We start from the raw sequence: 15,302 nt of genomic DNA, 5'->3' as shown, positions 1-15,302 counted from the left end.
GTGAAACATCGGCAGCCGTTTCACGTGAAACATCGGCTCGGGCTCCGTGTGAAACAAGGTCCGCGTTTCACGTGAAACAACGACCGGCGTGAGCCGTCAGCGAGCGGCTACCCCGTCGTGCGGGTCTCGGTCGGGGCGGGCGTTGAGCGTGAGCGGCCAGGCCAGGAGTCCGACGGCGAGCGAGATGGCGTGCCCCAGATCGGTGAAGGTGCCACCGCTGAGCAGGGGTACTCCGAAGAAGACCACGGCGCCCACCAGGTACAGCCACCTCAAAGGGCCGGGCAGCCGGTAGGTCAGGACGCCGACGGAGGCCGCGATCCCGTAGCTCACCCCGATGTCGACGACGTGGGTCATGCTGTGCGGCGCCCGATTGTCCTGGATGGCCATCAGGATGACCTTCTGGGTGGCGAGCGTGGCGACGATGTGGGCGGTCGCGACGATCAAGAGCCACCGCAGGGTGCCGAGCCAGCGTTCGACGGTGGCATGGAAGACCTCGAAGAGCACGGCGTAGAGCGCGAGCGAGGACGGGTTCTCGATCCAGAAGGCGCTGCTGAACAGGGCCCGTACGGGGTACTGGACGAGCTGGTGGATGTTGCTGCTGTTGCGGTGGAGCAGCACGTGTTCGACCCGGTCGGGTGCGATCACGACGATCAGGCTGGTCACGGCGATGATCAGGAGCCAGATGTGCGTACCGGGCGAGGAACGTATCCAGGACCGCAAGGGCCTGGACGGCTCAGGCTCGGTGTGCTCGATCATGCCTAGATGATCCCGCGCGAAGCTGTGCCCCGCCCGGCCGGGTGGGCCGGGCGGGGCACGGTGTCGAGCGGGGACGACGGGCTCGCGTCGGGGCCTACTCCTCGCCGGCGAGGGTGAGGCGGCGCAGCTTCTGGCCCGCGTAGACGGTGGCGCCGACGGTGACCACGACGAGCAGGATCACGGCGGTGGGCAGACCGACGGTGGCGTCGACGTATCCCGGTCCGGCGACCTTCTCTGCCAGGGCCAGCGCCCACTGCTGGACGCTGAGGGTCTTGGCTCCGGAGACCAGGCTCCCGAAGAGGGACTCCCAGATCAGGGCGTAGACCAGACCGAAGACGACGGCGTGCCGGCTGACGGTGCCCAGCAGCAGGAACAGCGCGCTGTAGGCGACGGAGGCCACGAGGGCGGCGACGGTGTAGGCGACGGCGATCTGCTGGCCGTTGCCGTTGAGGATGAAGCCCGCGATCAGGGTGGGGATGGCCGAGAAGGCCATCGTGACCGCGATGGCGACGATCAGCTTGGTCATGATGATCGTCGGCCGCTTCACCGGCTTGGAGAGCAGGTAGACGATCGAGCCGTCGTCGATCTCGGGGCCGATGGCGCCGGTGCCGGCGATGACGCCGATCAGCGGGACCATCGTCGCGAGGGCGAAGCCTCCGAGGAGGTCCGCTGCCACCTTGTCGTCCACTCCGGTGAAGAGGCGGACGGCGATGGAAATGACGATCAGCAGGGCGGGCAGCGCGAAGAGGATCAGCGCGCGACGGCGGCCGAGCAGGGCCCGGTAGGTGAGCCGGGCAACGGTGGGGTTGTACATGGGTGCCAGCTCCTTCAGGCCGCGACGAGGTAGGAGAAGACCGACTCGAGCGACTCGTCGGAGGGCGAGACCGTCAGCAGCCGGATGCCGTGCGCGCGGGCGACCCGCGGCAGGAGTTCGGTGAAGCGTCCGAAGTCGACGGCCTGGACGCGCAGCGCGCCTTCCTTGAGGTCGACCTCGATGCCGGCGGTGGACGGGTCGGCGATCAGGGCCGCGGCGAGGGCCCGGTCGTCGGAGGAGCGGATGAGGTAGCGGTGCGGGCGGTCCGTCATCAGACGGCGGATCTTGCGGAAGTCACCGGACGCGGCGTGCCGGCCGGCGACGACGACCTCGATGTGGGAGGCGAGCTGCTCGACCTCCTCCAGGATGTGGGAGGAGAACAGCACGGTGCGGCCCTCGTCGCCCATCCGCCGCAGCAGTTCCATGAGCTGCATGCGCTGGCGCGGGTCCATGCCGTTGAACGGCTCGTCGAGGAGCAGTACGGACGGTTCGTGGACGAGCGCGGAGGCCATTTTGACGCGCTGGCGCATGCCCTTGGAGTAGGTGGAGATCTTGCGGTCCTGCGCGTACTCCATCTCGACGGTGGCCAGGGCCCGCTGGGCGGCCGCGTCGTCGAGTCCGTGGAGTTCTGCGTTGGCGACGACGAACTCCCGGCCGGTGAGGAAGTCGTACATCGCCTCGCGCTCGGGCACGACGCCGACCTGCTTGTAGACCTGTTCGTTGCGCCAGATCTGCGCGCCGTCGAGGGTGACGGTGCCGGTGGAGGGGGCGAGGAAGCCGCCCATCATGTTGATGAGGGTGGACTTGCCCGCGCCGTTGGGGCCGAGGAGACCGGTGACACCGGGGCCGATGCGCATGGTCACGTCGTTGACGGCGACGACGTTCCCGAACCAACGGGAGGTGTGGTCGATGTCGATGGTGGTCACAGCCCGGCCTTCCGGTAGCGGGCCATCAGGGCGGCGTAGGAGCCGACGATGAGGCCGAGGGCGACGAGCAGGTAGACGACACCGACGCCGGCCGAGGGGCCGTCACCGCCGGGGAACGCGGAGGTGGCTCCGAGGAACGCGGTCTGCACGCCGTCGATCAGGGTGATCGGGGAGAAGAGACCCATCCACTCGATGGCCCCGGTGTTCCCGGTCGAGTAGGCGACCGCCTGGATGGTGGAGACGGCGCCGTAGGGGATGAGCAGGAGGCCGATGACGGCGGCGACGCCGAACCCGCGGCGCGGGGTGAGCGCGGCCATGACCAGGCCGAGACCCCCGAAGAGCAGCGACAGCAGGAATACCGACACCAGTCCCTGTCCGAATCCCTTGGTCTGGTCGACGAAGTCGAACTTCGCCAGGAGCGAGCCGATCCACATGATCAGCAGCGGTGTGGCGGTGAGGATGAACAGGGCCGAGGCCATGGCCGCGTACTTGGCCAGGACGTAGTCGACCCGCTCGATGGGCCGCGAGAAGTAGAGCGGCACCGTCTTGAACCGCAGGTCGCGCGAGACCGACTGGGGTGCCTGTGACGCGAGGTAGAGGCCGATGATCACCTGGGTGGTCAGGGCGTACGTCGTGTACTTGATCGGCAGGTCGGTGGAGCCGGGGACCGCGATGGCCACCGCGACGATGATCAGCGCGGGAACGCACATCACCGCGAAGAGGATCATCGGCAGCACCTTGGACTTGGCCGAGCGACCGAGTCCGTACGCGCCCCGCAGCGACTGCGAGAACAGGGAGGTGCGGGCGTAGGCACGGCCGAGCCGGGGCCCCGCGTAGGACCGGTAGCCGATGTTGTGGATCTGGGTCGAGGTGTCAGGCGCCATCGGAACCGGCTCCCTTCTGCTGGGTCTGGGACTGGAAGTGGGGCTGCTGGGACTGGGGCACGGCCTGGTGGTCGGCCGCCTGGGCGGCTCGGGCCGCTTGGGCGGCCTGGTCGGCGGCCCGGTCGCTGTCCCGGAAGACCTCGGCGATGTGGTGTCGGCGCTGTTCCATGCGGACCAGGCCGAGGCCGAGGTCGGCGACGGTGTCGCGGACCGTGTCGTAGGTGTCCTCGCCCGCGGCCTCGACCAGGAGGATGTGACCGGCGCCGGGCAGGCCCTGCTCCTCGCCGACGTGGAGGGTGATGCCCACCTCGGTGAGCGCCTTGCGCAGGGCGGCCGTGCCGTCCGGGTGCGCGTCGGAGTCGGTGACCTCGACGGCGAGGGTGGTCGTGGTCTGGGTGAAGTCGCTGGTGGAGCTGGACCGCAGCAGCTTGCCGCCGTCGACGACGACCACGTGGTCGCAGGTCCGCTCCAGCTCTCCGAGGAGGTGGGAGGTGACCAGCACCGAGATCCCGAAGTCGGTGTAGACCCGGCGGATCAGGCCGAGCATCTCGTCGCGACCGACCGGGTCGAGGCCGTTGGTGGGCTCGTCGAGGAGGACCAGCTGCGGGTCGTGGACCAGTGCCTGGGCCAACTTGACGCGCTGTTTCATGCCGGTGGAGTAGCCGCCGATCGGGCGGTACCGCTCCTCGTACAGCCCGACGTGGCGCAGCGTGTCGGCGGTCCGCTCGCGGGCCGCGGTCGGGGGCAGGCCGGACATGCGGGCCATGTGCACGACGAACTCGGTGGCCGAGACGTCGGGCGGCAGGCAGTCGTGTTCGGGCATGTAGCCGACGCGTTCGCGGATGGCGCTGCCGTGCGTGGCGACGTCCAGTCCGAGCACGGCGGCGCGGCCCTCGGTGGCGGGGGACAGTCCGAGCAGAATCTTGATCAGCGTGGACTTGCCGGCTCCGTTGGCACCCACGAGGCCGGTAACGCCGGGCCCGATGTCCAGGGAGAGCCGGTCGAGCGCGGTCACTCGGGGGTACCGCTTGCTCAGGCTTTCGGTCGCGATGACAGTCACGTGCTCGACGTTAGTGCGGCGAGGAGCCCGAATCGTCAGACCTGGAGCGGGATCCCGTCTCAGCCTTGAGGACTACGGACCCTGACACGAAGGCTGATGCGACGTAAGGGTCGACGCGTCCGCACAACTTTGTCCACAGGTCGGTGCACGGCCCTTGACGTGACCCCCGGTCATTGTCACATTCATCAGTGTCAAGTTACGGGCGCGTACGGCTACAGGGACGGACGGCTGGCATGGCTGGGCACACCGAGCAACGCACCGCGCACGACTCCGGGCGGCTCTCCGCCGAGCTGCGCGGCTTCAGAGAGGTCCAGCGGCTCGCGTACGAGTGCGCCGAGGCCGTGGCGGCGCAGTTGCGGCCCGGTGTGACCGAGCGGGAGGCCGCGCGGATGCAGCGGGACTGGCTGCGCGAGCGCGGGGTGCGCGACTGGTTCCACCTGCCGTTCGCCTGGTTCGGGGACCGGACCGCCTTCGCGGGCTTCAAGATCCCCCTGCAGTTCTTCCCGACCGGCCGGCGGCTGGAGCCGGGCATGCCGTTCATCCTCGACATGGCCCCCGTCCACAACGGGTACGCGGCCGACGTCGGCTATTCCGGCAGCCTCGGGCCGCACCCGGTGCAGGACCGGCTGATGTCGGACCTGCAACCGCACCGCGAACTGATCCTGGAGCAGGTGCGCGAGCGCCGCTCCCTGCGCGAGATCTACGAGAACGTCGAACGGCTGATGACCCGCCAGGGCTACGCCAACCGGCACCGGGCCTATCCCTTCGGGGTCATCGCGCACAAGATAGACCGGGTCAAGGAGCGCCGCTGGTCACCGACCGCCTTCGGGTTCGGCACCGGATCCCTCAGGGGGCTGGCCTCCGACGCCCTGCACGGGCACCGCGAGGGCTGGTCGCCGCTGTGGAGTCCGTACCACTTCTCCGACCACCCGCCGCAGCCCGGTCTGTGGGCGGTGGAGCCGCACCTGGGCTTCCGGGGCACGGGGGCGAAGTTCGAGGAGATCCTGGTGGTCACCGATTCCCGGGATCCGCAGGAGAGCGCGTTCTGGCTGGACGACGACCTGCCGCACGTGCGGCGCTGGGCTGAGGAGAAGGCGGCATGAGCGGCATGAGCGGGACGACTGCGCCGACCGGTGGGCGCGAGCGCCGGGTGAGCACCGGCGGGATCGAGCTGTGCGTCGTCGAACTCGGCGAGGCCGACCGGCCCACCGTGGTCCTGGTGCACGGCTACCCGGACAGCAAGGAGGTGTGGTCGGAGGTCGCCGAGCGGCTCGCCACCCGCTTCCACGTGGTGCTGTACGACGTACGCGGGCACGGACGCTCCTCCGCCCCGGTGCCGCTGCGGGGCGGCTTCACCCTGGAGAAGCTGACCGACGACTTCCTGGCCGTGGCGGACGCGGTCAGCCCGGACCGGCCGGTGCACCTGGTCGGGCACGACTGGGGCTCCGTGCAGGGCTGGGAGTTCGCGACGGTCGCCCGGACCGAGGGCCGGATCGCCTCCTTCACCTCCATCTCGGGCCCGTCCCTGGACCACTTCGGGCACTGGATCAACCGGCGCATGAAGCGGCCCACCCCGCGCGCGGCGGCCCAACTGCTCGGCCAGGGCGCGAAGTCCTGGTACGTGGGCATGCTGCACACGCCGGTGCTGCCGGAGCTGGCCTGGCGCGGGCCGCTCGGCAAGCAGTGGCCCAGGATCCTCCAGCGCCTGGAGAGGATCCCCGCCGGCTCGTACCCCACGGACTCGCTGCCGTCGGACGCGGCGCACGGGGCCTGGCTCTACCGGGACAACGTGCGGGCGCGCCTGCGTCGGCCGCGCGCCGACGCGTACGCGCACGTACCGGTGCAGCTGGTGATCCCGACCGGGGACGCCTTCCTCTCCGAGCGGCTCTACGACGACCTCGACCGGTGGGCCCCCGACCTGCTCCGGCGGACCCTGCCGGCGAAGCACTGGGTGGTGCGGACCCGGCCGGACCAGTTGGCCGCGTGGATCGACGAGTTCGTCACGGCCCGGGAAGAGCCCGTCGGGCGGGCTCCGGAGCGGAAGGCCCCGGGCCGGTACGCCGAGCGGTTCGGCGGGCAGCTGGTGCTGGTCACCGGCGCCGCCAGCGGCATCGGGCGGGCGACCGCGTTCGCCTTCGCCGAGGCCGGGGCCCGCGTGGTGGCCGTGGACCGGGACGCCGAGGGGGCGGCCCGCACCGCGGAGATGGCCCGGTTGGTGGGCGCCCCGCAGGCCTGGGGCGAGTGCGTGGACGTCAGCGACGAACAGGCGATGGAGAAGCTCGCGGCGAAGGTCGCCGCCGAGTACGGAATCGTCGACGTGCTGGTGAACAACGCCGGGATCGGACTCTCGGGCCCCTTCCTGGAGACCACCTCGGAGGACTGGAAGAAGGTCCTCGACGTGAACCTGTGGGGCGTCATCCACGGCTGCCGGATCTTCGGCAGGCAGATGGCCGACCGCGGGCAGGGCGGCCACATCGTCAACACCGCCTCGGCCGCCGCGTACCTGCCCTCCAAGACCCTGCCCGCGTACAGCACCTCGAAGGCCGCGGTGTTGATGCTGAGCGAGTGCCTGCGCGCGGAGCTGGCCTCCCGATCGATCGGGGTCTCGGCGATCTGCCCCGGCATCGTCAACACCAACATCACGGCCACCTCCAGGTTCGCGGGAGTGGACGAGGCCGAGGAGAAGCGCCGCCAGGAACGCTCCTCGCGCCTGTACGGACTGCGCAACTTCCCGCCGGAGAAGGTGGCGGAGGCCATCCTGCGGGCCGTGGTGCGCAACGAGGCCGTGGTGCCCGTGACCCCCGAGTCCAAGGGCGCGCTGTGGATGTCCCGCTTCGCCCCGAAGACGCTGCGGAGGTTCGCGAAGCTGGAGCCCAGGCTGTGAGTCGGGCGGGCGCGGAGACCGGCCGCGCGCGGCATTCGCCGCGCGGGCACGGCCGGAGCGCGGCCGAGGGAACGCCGTCGACCGGGGAAGAGCGCGGCACGGCCATACCCCGCTCTTCGCGGCGGTCGTACCATCCCTCGCAGGAGGGCTCGCCGCGCACGGCGCGCGAGTACCCGGCGGCGCCTCTCGCCGCCCGGACCGCGGCGGGCGCGGTCGGCCGAGCCGCCATGTCGTAGGGAGCCCGGATTGACCAATCAGGCGGTGGCCGAGTATCGGATCGAGGATCTGGCCCACCACAGCGGAGCGACGGTACGCACCATCCGGGCGTACCAGGACCGGGGTCTGCTCCCGAAGCCGGAGCGCCGGGGCCGGTCCAACGTGTACCGCGACACCCACCTGGCCCGGCTGCGCCAGATCGCCGACCTGCTGGACCGCGGCTACACCCTGGCCTCCATCAAGGAGTTGCTGGAGGCCTGGGACGCGGGGCGCGGGCTGGGCGGCGTACTGGGTCTGGTCGCCGAGGTGCACGGACCGTGGACCGACGAGGAGGCGGCCCGGATCAGTCGGGCCGACCTCAACGAGCGCTTCGGTGGCCGACCCGACGACGACGCGGTCGGCGAGGCCTGCGAACTGGGCGTCCTGGAGCGGATTCCGGGGCGTCCGGACGAGTTCCTGGTGCCGTCCCCGCAGGAACTGGCGGTGGCGGCCGAGCTGTACGCGGCGGGCGTGCCCCTGGTGGCGATCACCGGGCACCTGCGCGAGCTGCGCGGACAGGTGGAGCACATCGCCTCGCGCTTCCTGGAGTTCACCACCGAGCACGTCTTCGCCCGCTACCTCGGGCACGTTCCCCCGACGGACGCGGACGCGGCCGAGGCAGCGACGATGGTCCGCCGGCTGCGGCCCCTTGCACAGCAGACGGTGGACGCGGAGCTGGCCCGGGCGATGCGGCTGTTCGCGACCCGGCACCTCCAGCAGCACCTGGGGGCTCCGGGTACAGCGCAGCCCGCGGGGCCCGCTCCGGTGGCGCTGCCCGCCGAGACGGTACGGGCGGTGCAGGAGCTGGTGGGGCCGGACCACGTCGCCGCGTTCGTCCGGGCCGCGACGGAACGGGAGCTCCAGGCCCGGACGATGAACGACCTGGCCCGTTGGGGCGACGGCGGCCGGTAATGCTCGATCAGTAGTCCACAGGGCGAATCACACGCATGTCGGCGAAACCCGCCGAAACAGCTGTGGACAACTCCGTTATTCCTGTGGGGAACCCGGTGGACAACTCACACCGCGGTCTCGAAATCCGTTTCGGGCTGAGGCATATCGGCCACCGGCCCCGGCTCCCCGGCCCGACCGGTTGCACCGGTCTGTCCGTTCTGTGCTGCCAACGGGACGGGCGACGGGAGGGGCGACGGGAGGGGCAGCGACAGGGGCTCGACGTCCGGGACGTGTCGTTCGCGGCCGTAGAGGAGGGCGGCCAGGGCGAGCCCGAGCACTCCACCGAGCAACTGCGCCGCGACGAAGCCGGGCAGCGACTGCGGGGCGATACCGGTGAAGGAGTCGCTGAAGGCGCGTCCGATGGTGCCCGCCGGGTTGGCGAAGGAGCCGGAGGAGGTGAACCAGATCGCGGCGGCGATGTACGCGGCGACGGCGCCCGGTATCAGCTTCGACCGGCCGATGCGGCCGAGCCCCTGGATGACCAGGACCAGGCCGGCGGTGGCGACGACCTCGCCGATCAGGAGGTGCCCGCCGTCGCGGACCCGGGTGGAGAGCGTCCCCGGAATCCGGCCGAACATGGCCTCGGCGAGGAGGGCGCCGCCGATCGCCCCGACGACCTGGGCGGCGGCGTAGGCGAGGGTCTCCCGTCCGCCGAGCCCGTCGCCGCCCGTGCGTCGGGACCACCAGGCGGTGAGGGTGACGACCGGGTTGAGGTGCGCCCCGGACAGCGGTCCGAGCAGCGTGATGATCAGCCCGAGCCCGATGGCGGAGGCGAGCGAGTTGGCGACGAGGGCGACACCGGTGTCGCGACTGAGGGCGGCCGCCTGGATTCCGGAGCCCACCACCACCACGAGCAGGCCCGCGGTGCCGATGAGCTCGGCAGACGCACGCCGGAGCAGTGAAGCACTATTTTTCATGATTTCTCCCTCCAGACAGCAATACAGCGGAAAATGTATTCCGTATCTTGGAAACGCGATAGAGGGTGTCCGTGGGCGTACGGGCCCCCGAGCGGGCCCAAAAATCCCCGCCGGAGCCCCGCCCGACGCGTCAAGCTGGGGCCATGGAAGAAAGACGCACCGTGAAGGTGTCCAAGTACGTCTCGAAACACCTGCGCCATCAGCCGGAACGGATCGGACTGGTGCTCGACCCGAACGGCTGGGTGGAGATCGACGATCTCCTGAACGCCGCCGCGGCCCACGGATTCGCCTTCAGCCGGACCGAGCTGGACCACGTGGTCACGACCAACGACAAGCGGCGCTTCGCCGTCGACGACACCCGGATCCGGGCCAACCAGGGCCACACCGTCACCGTGGACCTGGGACTGCCGGAGGCCGAGCCGCCCGCGTACCTCTACCACGGCACCGTCGCCGCGGCCCTCGACGCCATCCGCGCCGAGGGACTGCGCCCGATGGCCCGCCACCACGTCCACCTCTCGCCCGACCGCGAGACCGCCACCCGCGTGGGCGCGCGCCGGGGCCGGCCGGTGGTGCTCGCCGTGGACGCCGGCGCGATGCGGGCGGCCGGACACGTGTTCAGGATCAGCGCCAACGGCGTATGGCTGGCGGACCGGGTACCTCCGGAATTCCTTCGCCTCCCCTAGCGAGAACACGGCGGAATTCACAGGAGGATCGTCGGATCATCCACCTACTCTGTTCCTCATTCCGGGATCAGTGAGGGGGGAACCTCGCGATCGCCGACAGCTCCTGCGAACACGCGAGGTGACGCCTCATGACTTCCCTCTCCCCGCCCCACAACGGCGATTTCGAGACCAACAACTTCCAGGTGGACCTGCGCGGCCTGGTCGACCTGCTCTCCCACCACCTCTACTCCAGCCCCCGCGTCTACGTGCGCGAGCTGCTCCAGAACGCCGTCGACGCCATCACCGCCCGGCACGCGCACGAGCCCGGCTCCCAGGTCCGCATCCGCCTCGCCGCCTCGGCCGGCCGGGTCACCATCGAGGACTCCGGCATCGGCCTCACCGCCGCCGAGGCCCACTCCCTCCTCGCCACCATCGGCCGCAGCTCCAAGCGCGGCCCCGCCGTGGACGGCGACCGCGACCACGACCGGCTCCAAGGTCTGGAGAACACCCGCCAGGAGTTCCTCGGACAGTTCGGCATCGGCCTGCTCGCCTGCTTCGTCGTCGCCCGCCAGATCCGGGTGGTCACCCGGTCCGCCCGCGACCCCCTGGCCGCCCCGGTGGAGTGGCTCGCCACCGACGACGGCTCCTACACCGTCCGCGAACTCCCGCACGAGGCGCGCCCGGAGCCCGGCACCACCGTCCACCTGGAGGCCCGGCCCGGTACCGAGGAGTGGACCGAGCCCGCCACCGTCGAGCGCCTGGCCCGCGACTACGGGGCCCTGCTGCCCTACGAGGTCACCTTCGACGACGGTCGGGGCGGCGAGCCGCGCCCCGTCACCGACCGCCCCGCCGTCTGGGAGCGCCCCCACCCCACCCCCGCCGCCCGCCGCGTCGCCCTCGCCGGCCACTGCGCCGGGCTCTTCGGCTTCACCCCGCTCGACAGCATCGACCTCGACCTGCCGGTCGCCGGGATCCGCGGCGTCGCGTACGTCCTGCCCGAGGCCACCAGCCCCGCCCACCGCGCCGGACACCGCGTCCACCTCAAGGGCATGCTGCTCACCGACCGGGCCGACAACCTACTGCCCGACTGGGCGTTCTTCGTCCGTGCCGTCCTCGACACCGACACCCTGCGACCCACGGCCTCCCGAGAGAACCTCTACGACGACGAGACCCTCGCCGCCGTACGCGAAGCCCTCGGCGCCCGGATCCGGGCCTGGCTGGCCGAACTCGCCGCGAGCGACCCGGAGCGCCTCGCCGCCTTCCTGAGCGTCCACCACCTCGGGGTGAAGTCCCTGGCCCGCCACGACGCGGACCTCCTCGGGCTGATGCTGCCGTGGCTGCCGTTCGAGACGAGCGACGGCTCGATGAGCCTGGAGGAGTTCGCGGCCGCCCACACCGACATCCACTTCACCCGCACCGTCGAGGAGTTCCGCCAGATAGCCCCGATCGCGGCCGCCCACGGCCTGGGCGTCATCAACGCCGGCTACACCTACGACGCGGACCTGCTGGCGCTGCTTCCCTCCGTACGCCCGGAACTGAAGGTCACCGAACTCGACGCCGGATCCGTCACCGAACGGCTCGACGCGGTCCCCACCCATGTGGAACTCTCCCTCGCCGCCTTCCTCGCCACCGCGCGCACCCGCCTGGAGCCCCAGAGCTGCGACGTGATCCTTCGCGCCTTCCAGCCCGTGTCCGTGCCCGCGCTCTACCTCGACGACCGCCAGGCCCGCCAGGAACGCGACCGCACCACGGCCCTGGAGAGCGCCGACTCCCTGTGGAGCGGCATCCTCGGCTCCCTGCGCGGATCCGGGCCGCGTGCCCGACTGGTCCTGAACCACAACAACCCGCTGATCCGACGCATCGCGAGCCTGCCCGACCCCACCCTGACCGGCACCGCCGTCGAATCCCTCTACGGACAGGCACTGTTGATGTCCCAACGACCGCTGCGACCGGCCGACTCCACCCTGCTCAACCGGGCCTTCCTCGGGCTCCTGGAATGGGCGACCCACTCCGTCGAGGCCCGGGAGGGCGACCAGTGAGCGCCATGACCACCGACGAGATCCGCGCGGCCATCCACGACAACGGTCGGCTTCCCAGCGGCCCCGTGCGCAACGCGCAGGCCGAGGCGCTGACCGCCGCCGCGGAGGTGAGCGCAGACCCCTCCCTCTTCCGCCAGGCTCTGATCAACCAGATCGACGCCTACGAGTACAGCGCCGAACGCACCCGCATGCTGGTGCCCTTCGCCCGCCTGCTCCAGGACTACGACCGCGACCCGGGCGCCTTCAGCTCCAACGAGGCTCACCACCTTTTCTGGCGGTTCAAGTGGGTGTCCGGACGCATCGTCGAATCCCCCGAGATCCCCCTCGAAACGGTCTCCCACTGGCTGGACGACATGGAGCGCCGCTACCGGATCGCCGGCTACAGCGAACGCGCCGTTCGGCAGGCCGAGTTCTACCTGGCCCACGCCACCGGCGACCACGAACGCGCCGAACGGGCCGTCAACCGCTGGCGGTCGGCGGACCGCGACTCGATGAGCGACTGCCACGCCTGCGAGACCAACAGCCAGGGCTGGCACTGGGCGGAGCGGGGCGAGGACGCCAAGGCCGTGGAGATCTGGCAGCCGGTCCTCTCCGGAGACCAGACCTGCATGGAGGAGCCGCACCGGGCCCTCGCCCACTCCCTGATGCCCCTGCTGCGCCTGGGCCGCACCACCGAAGCCCGAGACAACCACCTGCGCGGATACCGGCTCGCGCGCGGCAACGAGAGCCTGCTGCGCGCCATCGGCCGGCACGTCGAGTTCTGCGCCCTGACCGGAAACGAGGCGCGCGGGCTGGAGATCCTCTCCGAGCACAGCGCCCTCCTCGGCCCCCTCGCGGACGTCGACGCGCAGATGGAGTTCTTCGGCGGGGTCCTGGTCCTGCTGGGTCGGCTGCGTCTCCTCGGGCACGGCGACGACCTCTCCGTGCCCTACGCGGGCACCGCGCGGAGCGTCGACGAGCTGTACGGGATCCTGCGCACCGAGGCCCTGGCGATCGCGCGGCGCTTCGACGTGCGCAACGGCGACAGCCGGGTCTCGGACGAGTTGGTCGAGCGGATCGAGCGGGAACCCCTGGTCGGCGTACTGCCCCTGGGCGTACGCAGCGCCGCGCTGCCGAAGACCGCACCGGTCCTGACGGCGCCGGTCCCGACGCCGTCCGCACCGGTGCCGTCCGGGGCCAACGCCTCCGCCGAACCCTCCGCCGGGCCCGCCACCGCCCTCGCGGCCTTCGCGGCCCTCGTGGAACGGGCCCGGACCGCGCGCGACCGGGGTCACCCCGCCGCCGGCGCCCTGTGGGACGAGGTGGGCGTACGGATCACCGCGCGCGGGGCCTCCGCCGACCCCTTGGTCTCCGCCGAGGTGGCCGAGCACCGTGCCCTGACCGCGGCGCGGGCCGGCGCACCGGGAGCGGCCGAACTGATGACGGCCGTCCGGGATTCCTTCCGCGCGCTCGGGCAGGCGGAGCGCGCGGCGCTGGCGGAGCTGCGGCTGGCGAGCGTGGCCGCGCAGGACGGGGCCGAGCCCGACCGGGTCCGCGCGTTGCTGGCGGTGGGACTCCGGGCCGCCGAGGCCCTGAACCCGGCCCACCCCCGGCGGAGCCGCCGGATCGCCCTCGCCGAACTCTCCGCGATCCGGCTGGAGTCGCACCTGCGCTCCGTCGAGGCCGCCCGCGAACACGACCACGACCCCCACGGGCACGAGCACGGCCATGACCACCACGGACCCGGTCAGGCCCAGGGCCAGGCCCACGGCCAAGAGGAACTGACGGCCGAGCTGGCCGCGTTCCTCGACTCCTACCGCGACGGCATGCCCGACGTCGCCGCCGAGGCCGAGGAGATGCTGGGCCGGATCGCCCTCTCCCGGGGCGACACCGAACGGGCCCTGCCGCTGCTGGCCGCTTCCGCCGAGCGGTCGGTCACGGCCGGATTCCCTTGGCAGGCGGTGGACGCCCTCGTCCTGCGGGCCGGGGTGCTCGCACAGCTGGGCCGGCCCGAAGAGGCCGAGGAAGCCGCACGGGCGGCGCTCGCGCACAGCTCCGACCTCACCGACGCCGAAGAGCAGGGCGTCGTACGCCTCACCCTCGCGGACATCCTGCTGCGCCGCCGGGACGCGGAGGAGGAAGCCGCCGAGCAGGCCCTCGCCGCGACGCACTGGTTCGACCAGGCCGGTCTGTCGGGCGACGGCGGGGCGCAGGCCCGGCTGTTGCTGGCCCGGGCCTACGCCCGCGCCGATCGGACCGCCGACGCGGCCGAAGTCCTGCGCTCCGCCCTGCCGGACCTGCTGGAGCACGGCGAGGGCCAGGCCGTCGCGGCGAGGGAGTTCCTGGGCAACCTCCTCGGCGAACTCGGGGAGTCGCGGGAGGCGGCCGAGCAGTTCCTACTGGCCGCGGAACTGACGAAGGACTGGGAGGACCCGGGGCCGCAGGCGAACTTCGCCCAGGCCGCCGCCGACTGCCTCTCGACGGCGGGACTGGTCCGGGAGGCGGTCGCCGCGTACGAGCGCGCCCTGGAACTGCGCCGGTCGACGGGTGGGGACGTGATCGCCGAGGTCCGCATCCTGCGCGCGTTGGCCTGGCTGGGTGTCCGCGAGGAGTACTCGGACGACACCGTGGCGGCGGCCCGGACAAGGATGGACGAGGCGGCCGGGGCCCTGGCACCCGCTCTGGAAACCGATCCGAAGGATCCCGAGCCGCGCGCCGAACTGGCACGGACCTGGCAGCAGCTGGCCCAGCTCCTCGACCAGCGGGTCACGGACGGAGAGGACACGGAAGGCGGCGCCGGGCACGCGGGGAACGCCCTGGGAGCGGCCGTGGTCGAAGCCCTCCGACTGGAGGAGATCCTCCTCCTGGAGCGGGCCGCCGGCGTCTACGCCGAGCTGGGACCGGAATACCTCCGGGACCGCTTCCAGTGCCTGAACAACGCGGCCTGGACCGATCAGGAACTGGGTCGCCCGAGGGCCGGCGCCGCCCGGATCTCCGCCCTGATCGAGGAGGTCCGGGCACTGCCCGAGGGCGCCGCCCCCGAGTGGCTGCTGTCCAACGCCGAGCGGATCGTGGAACGCCTGCTGTCCGAGGCCTCCTGACGCCGCGGCCCCGACCCCCGCCGAGGCGCGGGGGTCAGGGCCGGGAGCGGGCGGGGGCCCGGAAAACCTGCCGT

The 15,302-nt window shown here is 71.6% G+C and carries 12 protein-coding genes; 6 read left to right on the top strand and 6 right to left on the bottom strand.

The features are described from left to right. Positions 1-96: 96 nt before the first annotated feature. The 5 genes from ACIOD1_RS18845 to ACIOD1_RS18825 form a co-directional block, all read right to left on the bottom strand. Positions 97-756 (bottom strand): rhomboid-like protein, encoded by a 660-nt coding sequence (locus ACIOD1_RS18845; RefSeq protein ID WP_365621974.1) that lies wholly within the window; start codon positions 754-756, stop codon positions 97-99. 94 nt (positions 757-850) lie between these two features. Continuing rightward, the gene (locus ACIOD1_RS18840; protein ID WP_365621971.1) at positions 851-1,570 is read right to left on the bottom strand and encodes an ABC transporter permease subunit; all 720 of its coding nucleotides are present in this window, start codon (positions 1,568-1,570) and stop codon (positions 851-853) included. 14 nt (positions 1,571-1,584) lie between these two features. Continuing rightward, positions 1,585-2,496 carry an ABC transporter ATP-binding protein gene (locus ACIOD1_RS18835; RefSeq protein ID WP_365621968.1) on the bottom strand — a complete coding sequence of 304 codons (912 nt, stop codon included), beginning with the start codon at positions 2,494-2,496 and terminating at the stop codon, positions 1,585-1,587. Then, a complete protein-coding gene (locus ACIOD1_RS18830; RefSeq protein WP_365621965.1) occupies positions 2,493-3,380 on the bottom strand; it encodes an ABC transporter permease subunit in 888 nt (295 codons plus the stop codon). Before ACIOD1_RS18830 ends, ACIOD1_RS18835 begins: the two co-directional genes overlap by 4 nt. Continuing rightward, complete coding sequence (locus ACIOD1_RS18825) at positions 3,370-4,440, bottom strand: ABC transporter ATP-binding protein (protein WP_365621962.1); 1,071 nt, start codon at positions 4,438-4,440, stop codon at positions 3,370-3,372. Before ACIOD1_RS18825 ends, ACIOD1_RS18830 begins: the two co-directional genes overlap by 11 nt. 233 nt (positions 4,441-4,673) lie before the next feature. Between ACIOD1_RS18825 and ACIOD1_RS18820 the strand changes: the two genes are divergently transcribed. From ACIOD1_RS18820 to ACIOD1_RS18810, 3 genes are all read left to right on the top strand, one after another. Then, positions 4,674-5,543: a M24 family metallopeptidase gene (locus tag ACIOD1_RS18820; protein ID WP_365621959.1), complete on the top strand. Its 870-nt coding sequence runs from the start codon at positions 4,674-4,676 to the stop codon at positions 5,541-5,543. Between the two features lie 5 nt (positions 5,544-5,548). After that, on the top strand, positions 5,549-7,324 hold the full coding sequence (locus ACIOD1_RS18815) for an SDR family oxidoreductase (protein ID WP_365622309.1): 1,776 nt from the start codon (positions 5,549-5,551) through the stop codon (positions 7,322-7,324). 246 nt (positions 7,325-7,570) lie between these two features. Beyond that, positions 7,571-8,491 carry a MerR family transcriptional regulator gene (locus ACIOD1_RS18810; RefSeq protein ID WP_365621956.1) on the top strand — a complete coding sequence of 307 codons (921 nt, stop codon included), beginning with the start codon at positions 7,571-7,573 and terminating at the stop codon, positions 8,489-8,491. Between the two features lie 104 nt (positions 8,492-8,595). Here the strand turns inward: ACIOD1_RS18810 and ACIOD1_RS18805 are convergent, their stop codons facing one another. After that, the gene (locus ACIOD1_RS18805; RefSeq protein ID WP_365621954.1) at positions 8,596-9,447 is read right to left on the bottom strand and encodes an aquaporin; all 852 of its coding nucleotides are present in this window, start codon (positions 9,445-9,447) and stop codon (positions 8,596-8,598) included. Positions 9,448-9,590: 143 nt separating this feature from the next. On the opposite strand from ACIOD1_RS18805, the gene ACIOD1_RS18800 reads away from it, so the two are divergent. The 3 genes from ACIOD1_RS18800 to ACIOD1_RS18790 all read left to right on the top strand — a co-directional run bounded on the left by ACIOD1_RS18800 (position 9,591) and on the right by ACIOD1_RS18790 (position 15,228). Next, complete coding sequence (locus tag ACIOD1_RS18800) at positions 9,591-10,130, top strand: RNA 2'-phosphotransferase (RefSeq protein WP_365621951.1); 540 nt, start codon at positions 9,591-9,593, stop codon at positions 10,128-10,130. A gap of 128 nt (positions 10,131-10,258) precedes the next feature. Further along, positions 10,259-12,148, top strand: coding sequence for an HSP90 family protein (locus ACIOD1_RS18795; protein ID WP_401903421.1), 1,890 nt, complete (start codon positions 10,259-10,261; stop codon positions 12,146-12,148). Then, on the top strand, positions 12,145-15,228 hold the full coding sequence (locus ACIOD1_RS18790) for a tetratricopeptide repeat protein (RefSeq protein ID WP_401903418.1): 3,084 nt from the start codon (positions 12,145-12,147) through the stop codon (positions 15,226-15,228). Before ACIOD1_RS18795 ends, ACIOD1_RS18790 begins: the two co-directional genes overlap by 4 nt. Positions 15,229-15,302 lie beyond the last annotated feature (74 nt).

It is taken from the genome of Streptomyces sp. NPDC088097 (genome assembly GCF_044741845.1).
GTDB lineage: Bacteria > Actinomycetota > Actinomycetes > Streptomycetales > Streptomycetaceae > Streptomyces.
This window is presented reverse-complemented; position numbering and strand designations above follow the sequence as displayed.

Excerpts from the sequence above, each read along its gene's own strand:
- ACIOD1_RS18845 (WP_365621974.1), bottom strand. The coding sequence starts at position 756 with ATGATCGAGCACACCGAGCCTGAGCCGTCCAGGCCCTTGCGGTCCTGG.
- ACIOD1_RS18840 (WP_365621971.1), bottom strand. The coding sequence starts at position 1,570 with ATGTACAACCCCACCGTTGCCCGGCTCACCTACCGGGCCCTGCTCGGC.
- ACIOD1_RS18830 (WP_365621965.1), bottom strand. The coding sequence starts at position 3,380 with ATGGCGCCTGACACCTCGACCCAGATCCACAACATCGGCTACCGGTCC.
- ACIOD1_RS18820 (WP_365621959.1), top strand. The coding sequence starts at position 4,674 with ATGGCTGGGCACACCGAGCAACGCACCGCGCACGACTCCGGGCGGCTC.
- ACIOD1_RS18815 (WP_365622309.1), top strand. The coding sequence starts at position 5,549 with ATGAGCGGGACGACTGCGCCGACCGGTGGGCGCGAGCGCCGGGTGAGC.
- ACIOD1_RS18805 (WP_365621954.1), bottom strand. The coding sequence starts at position 9,447 with ATGAAAAATAGTGCTTCACTGCTCCGGCGTGCGTCTGCCGAGCTCATC.
- ACIOD1_RS18800 (WP_365621951.1), top strand. The coding sequence starts at position 9,591 with ATGGAAGAAAGACGCACCGTGAAGGTGTCCAAGTACGTCTCGAAACAC.
- ACIOD1_RS18795 (WP_401903421.1), top strand. The coding sequence starts at position 10,259 with ATGACTTCCCTCTCCCCGCCCCACAACGGCGATTTCGAGACCAACAAC.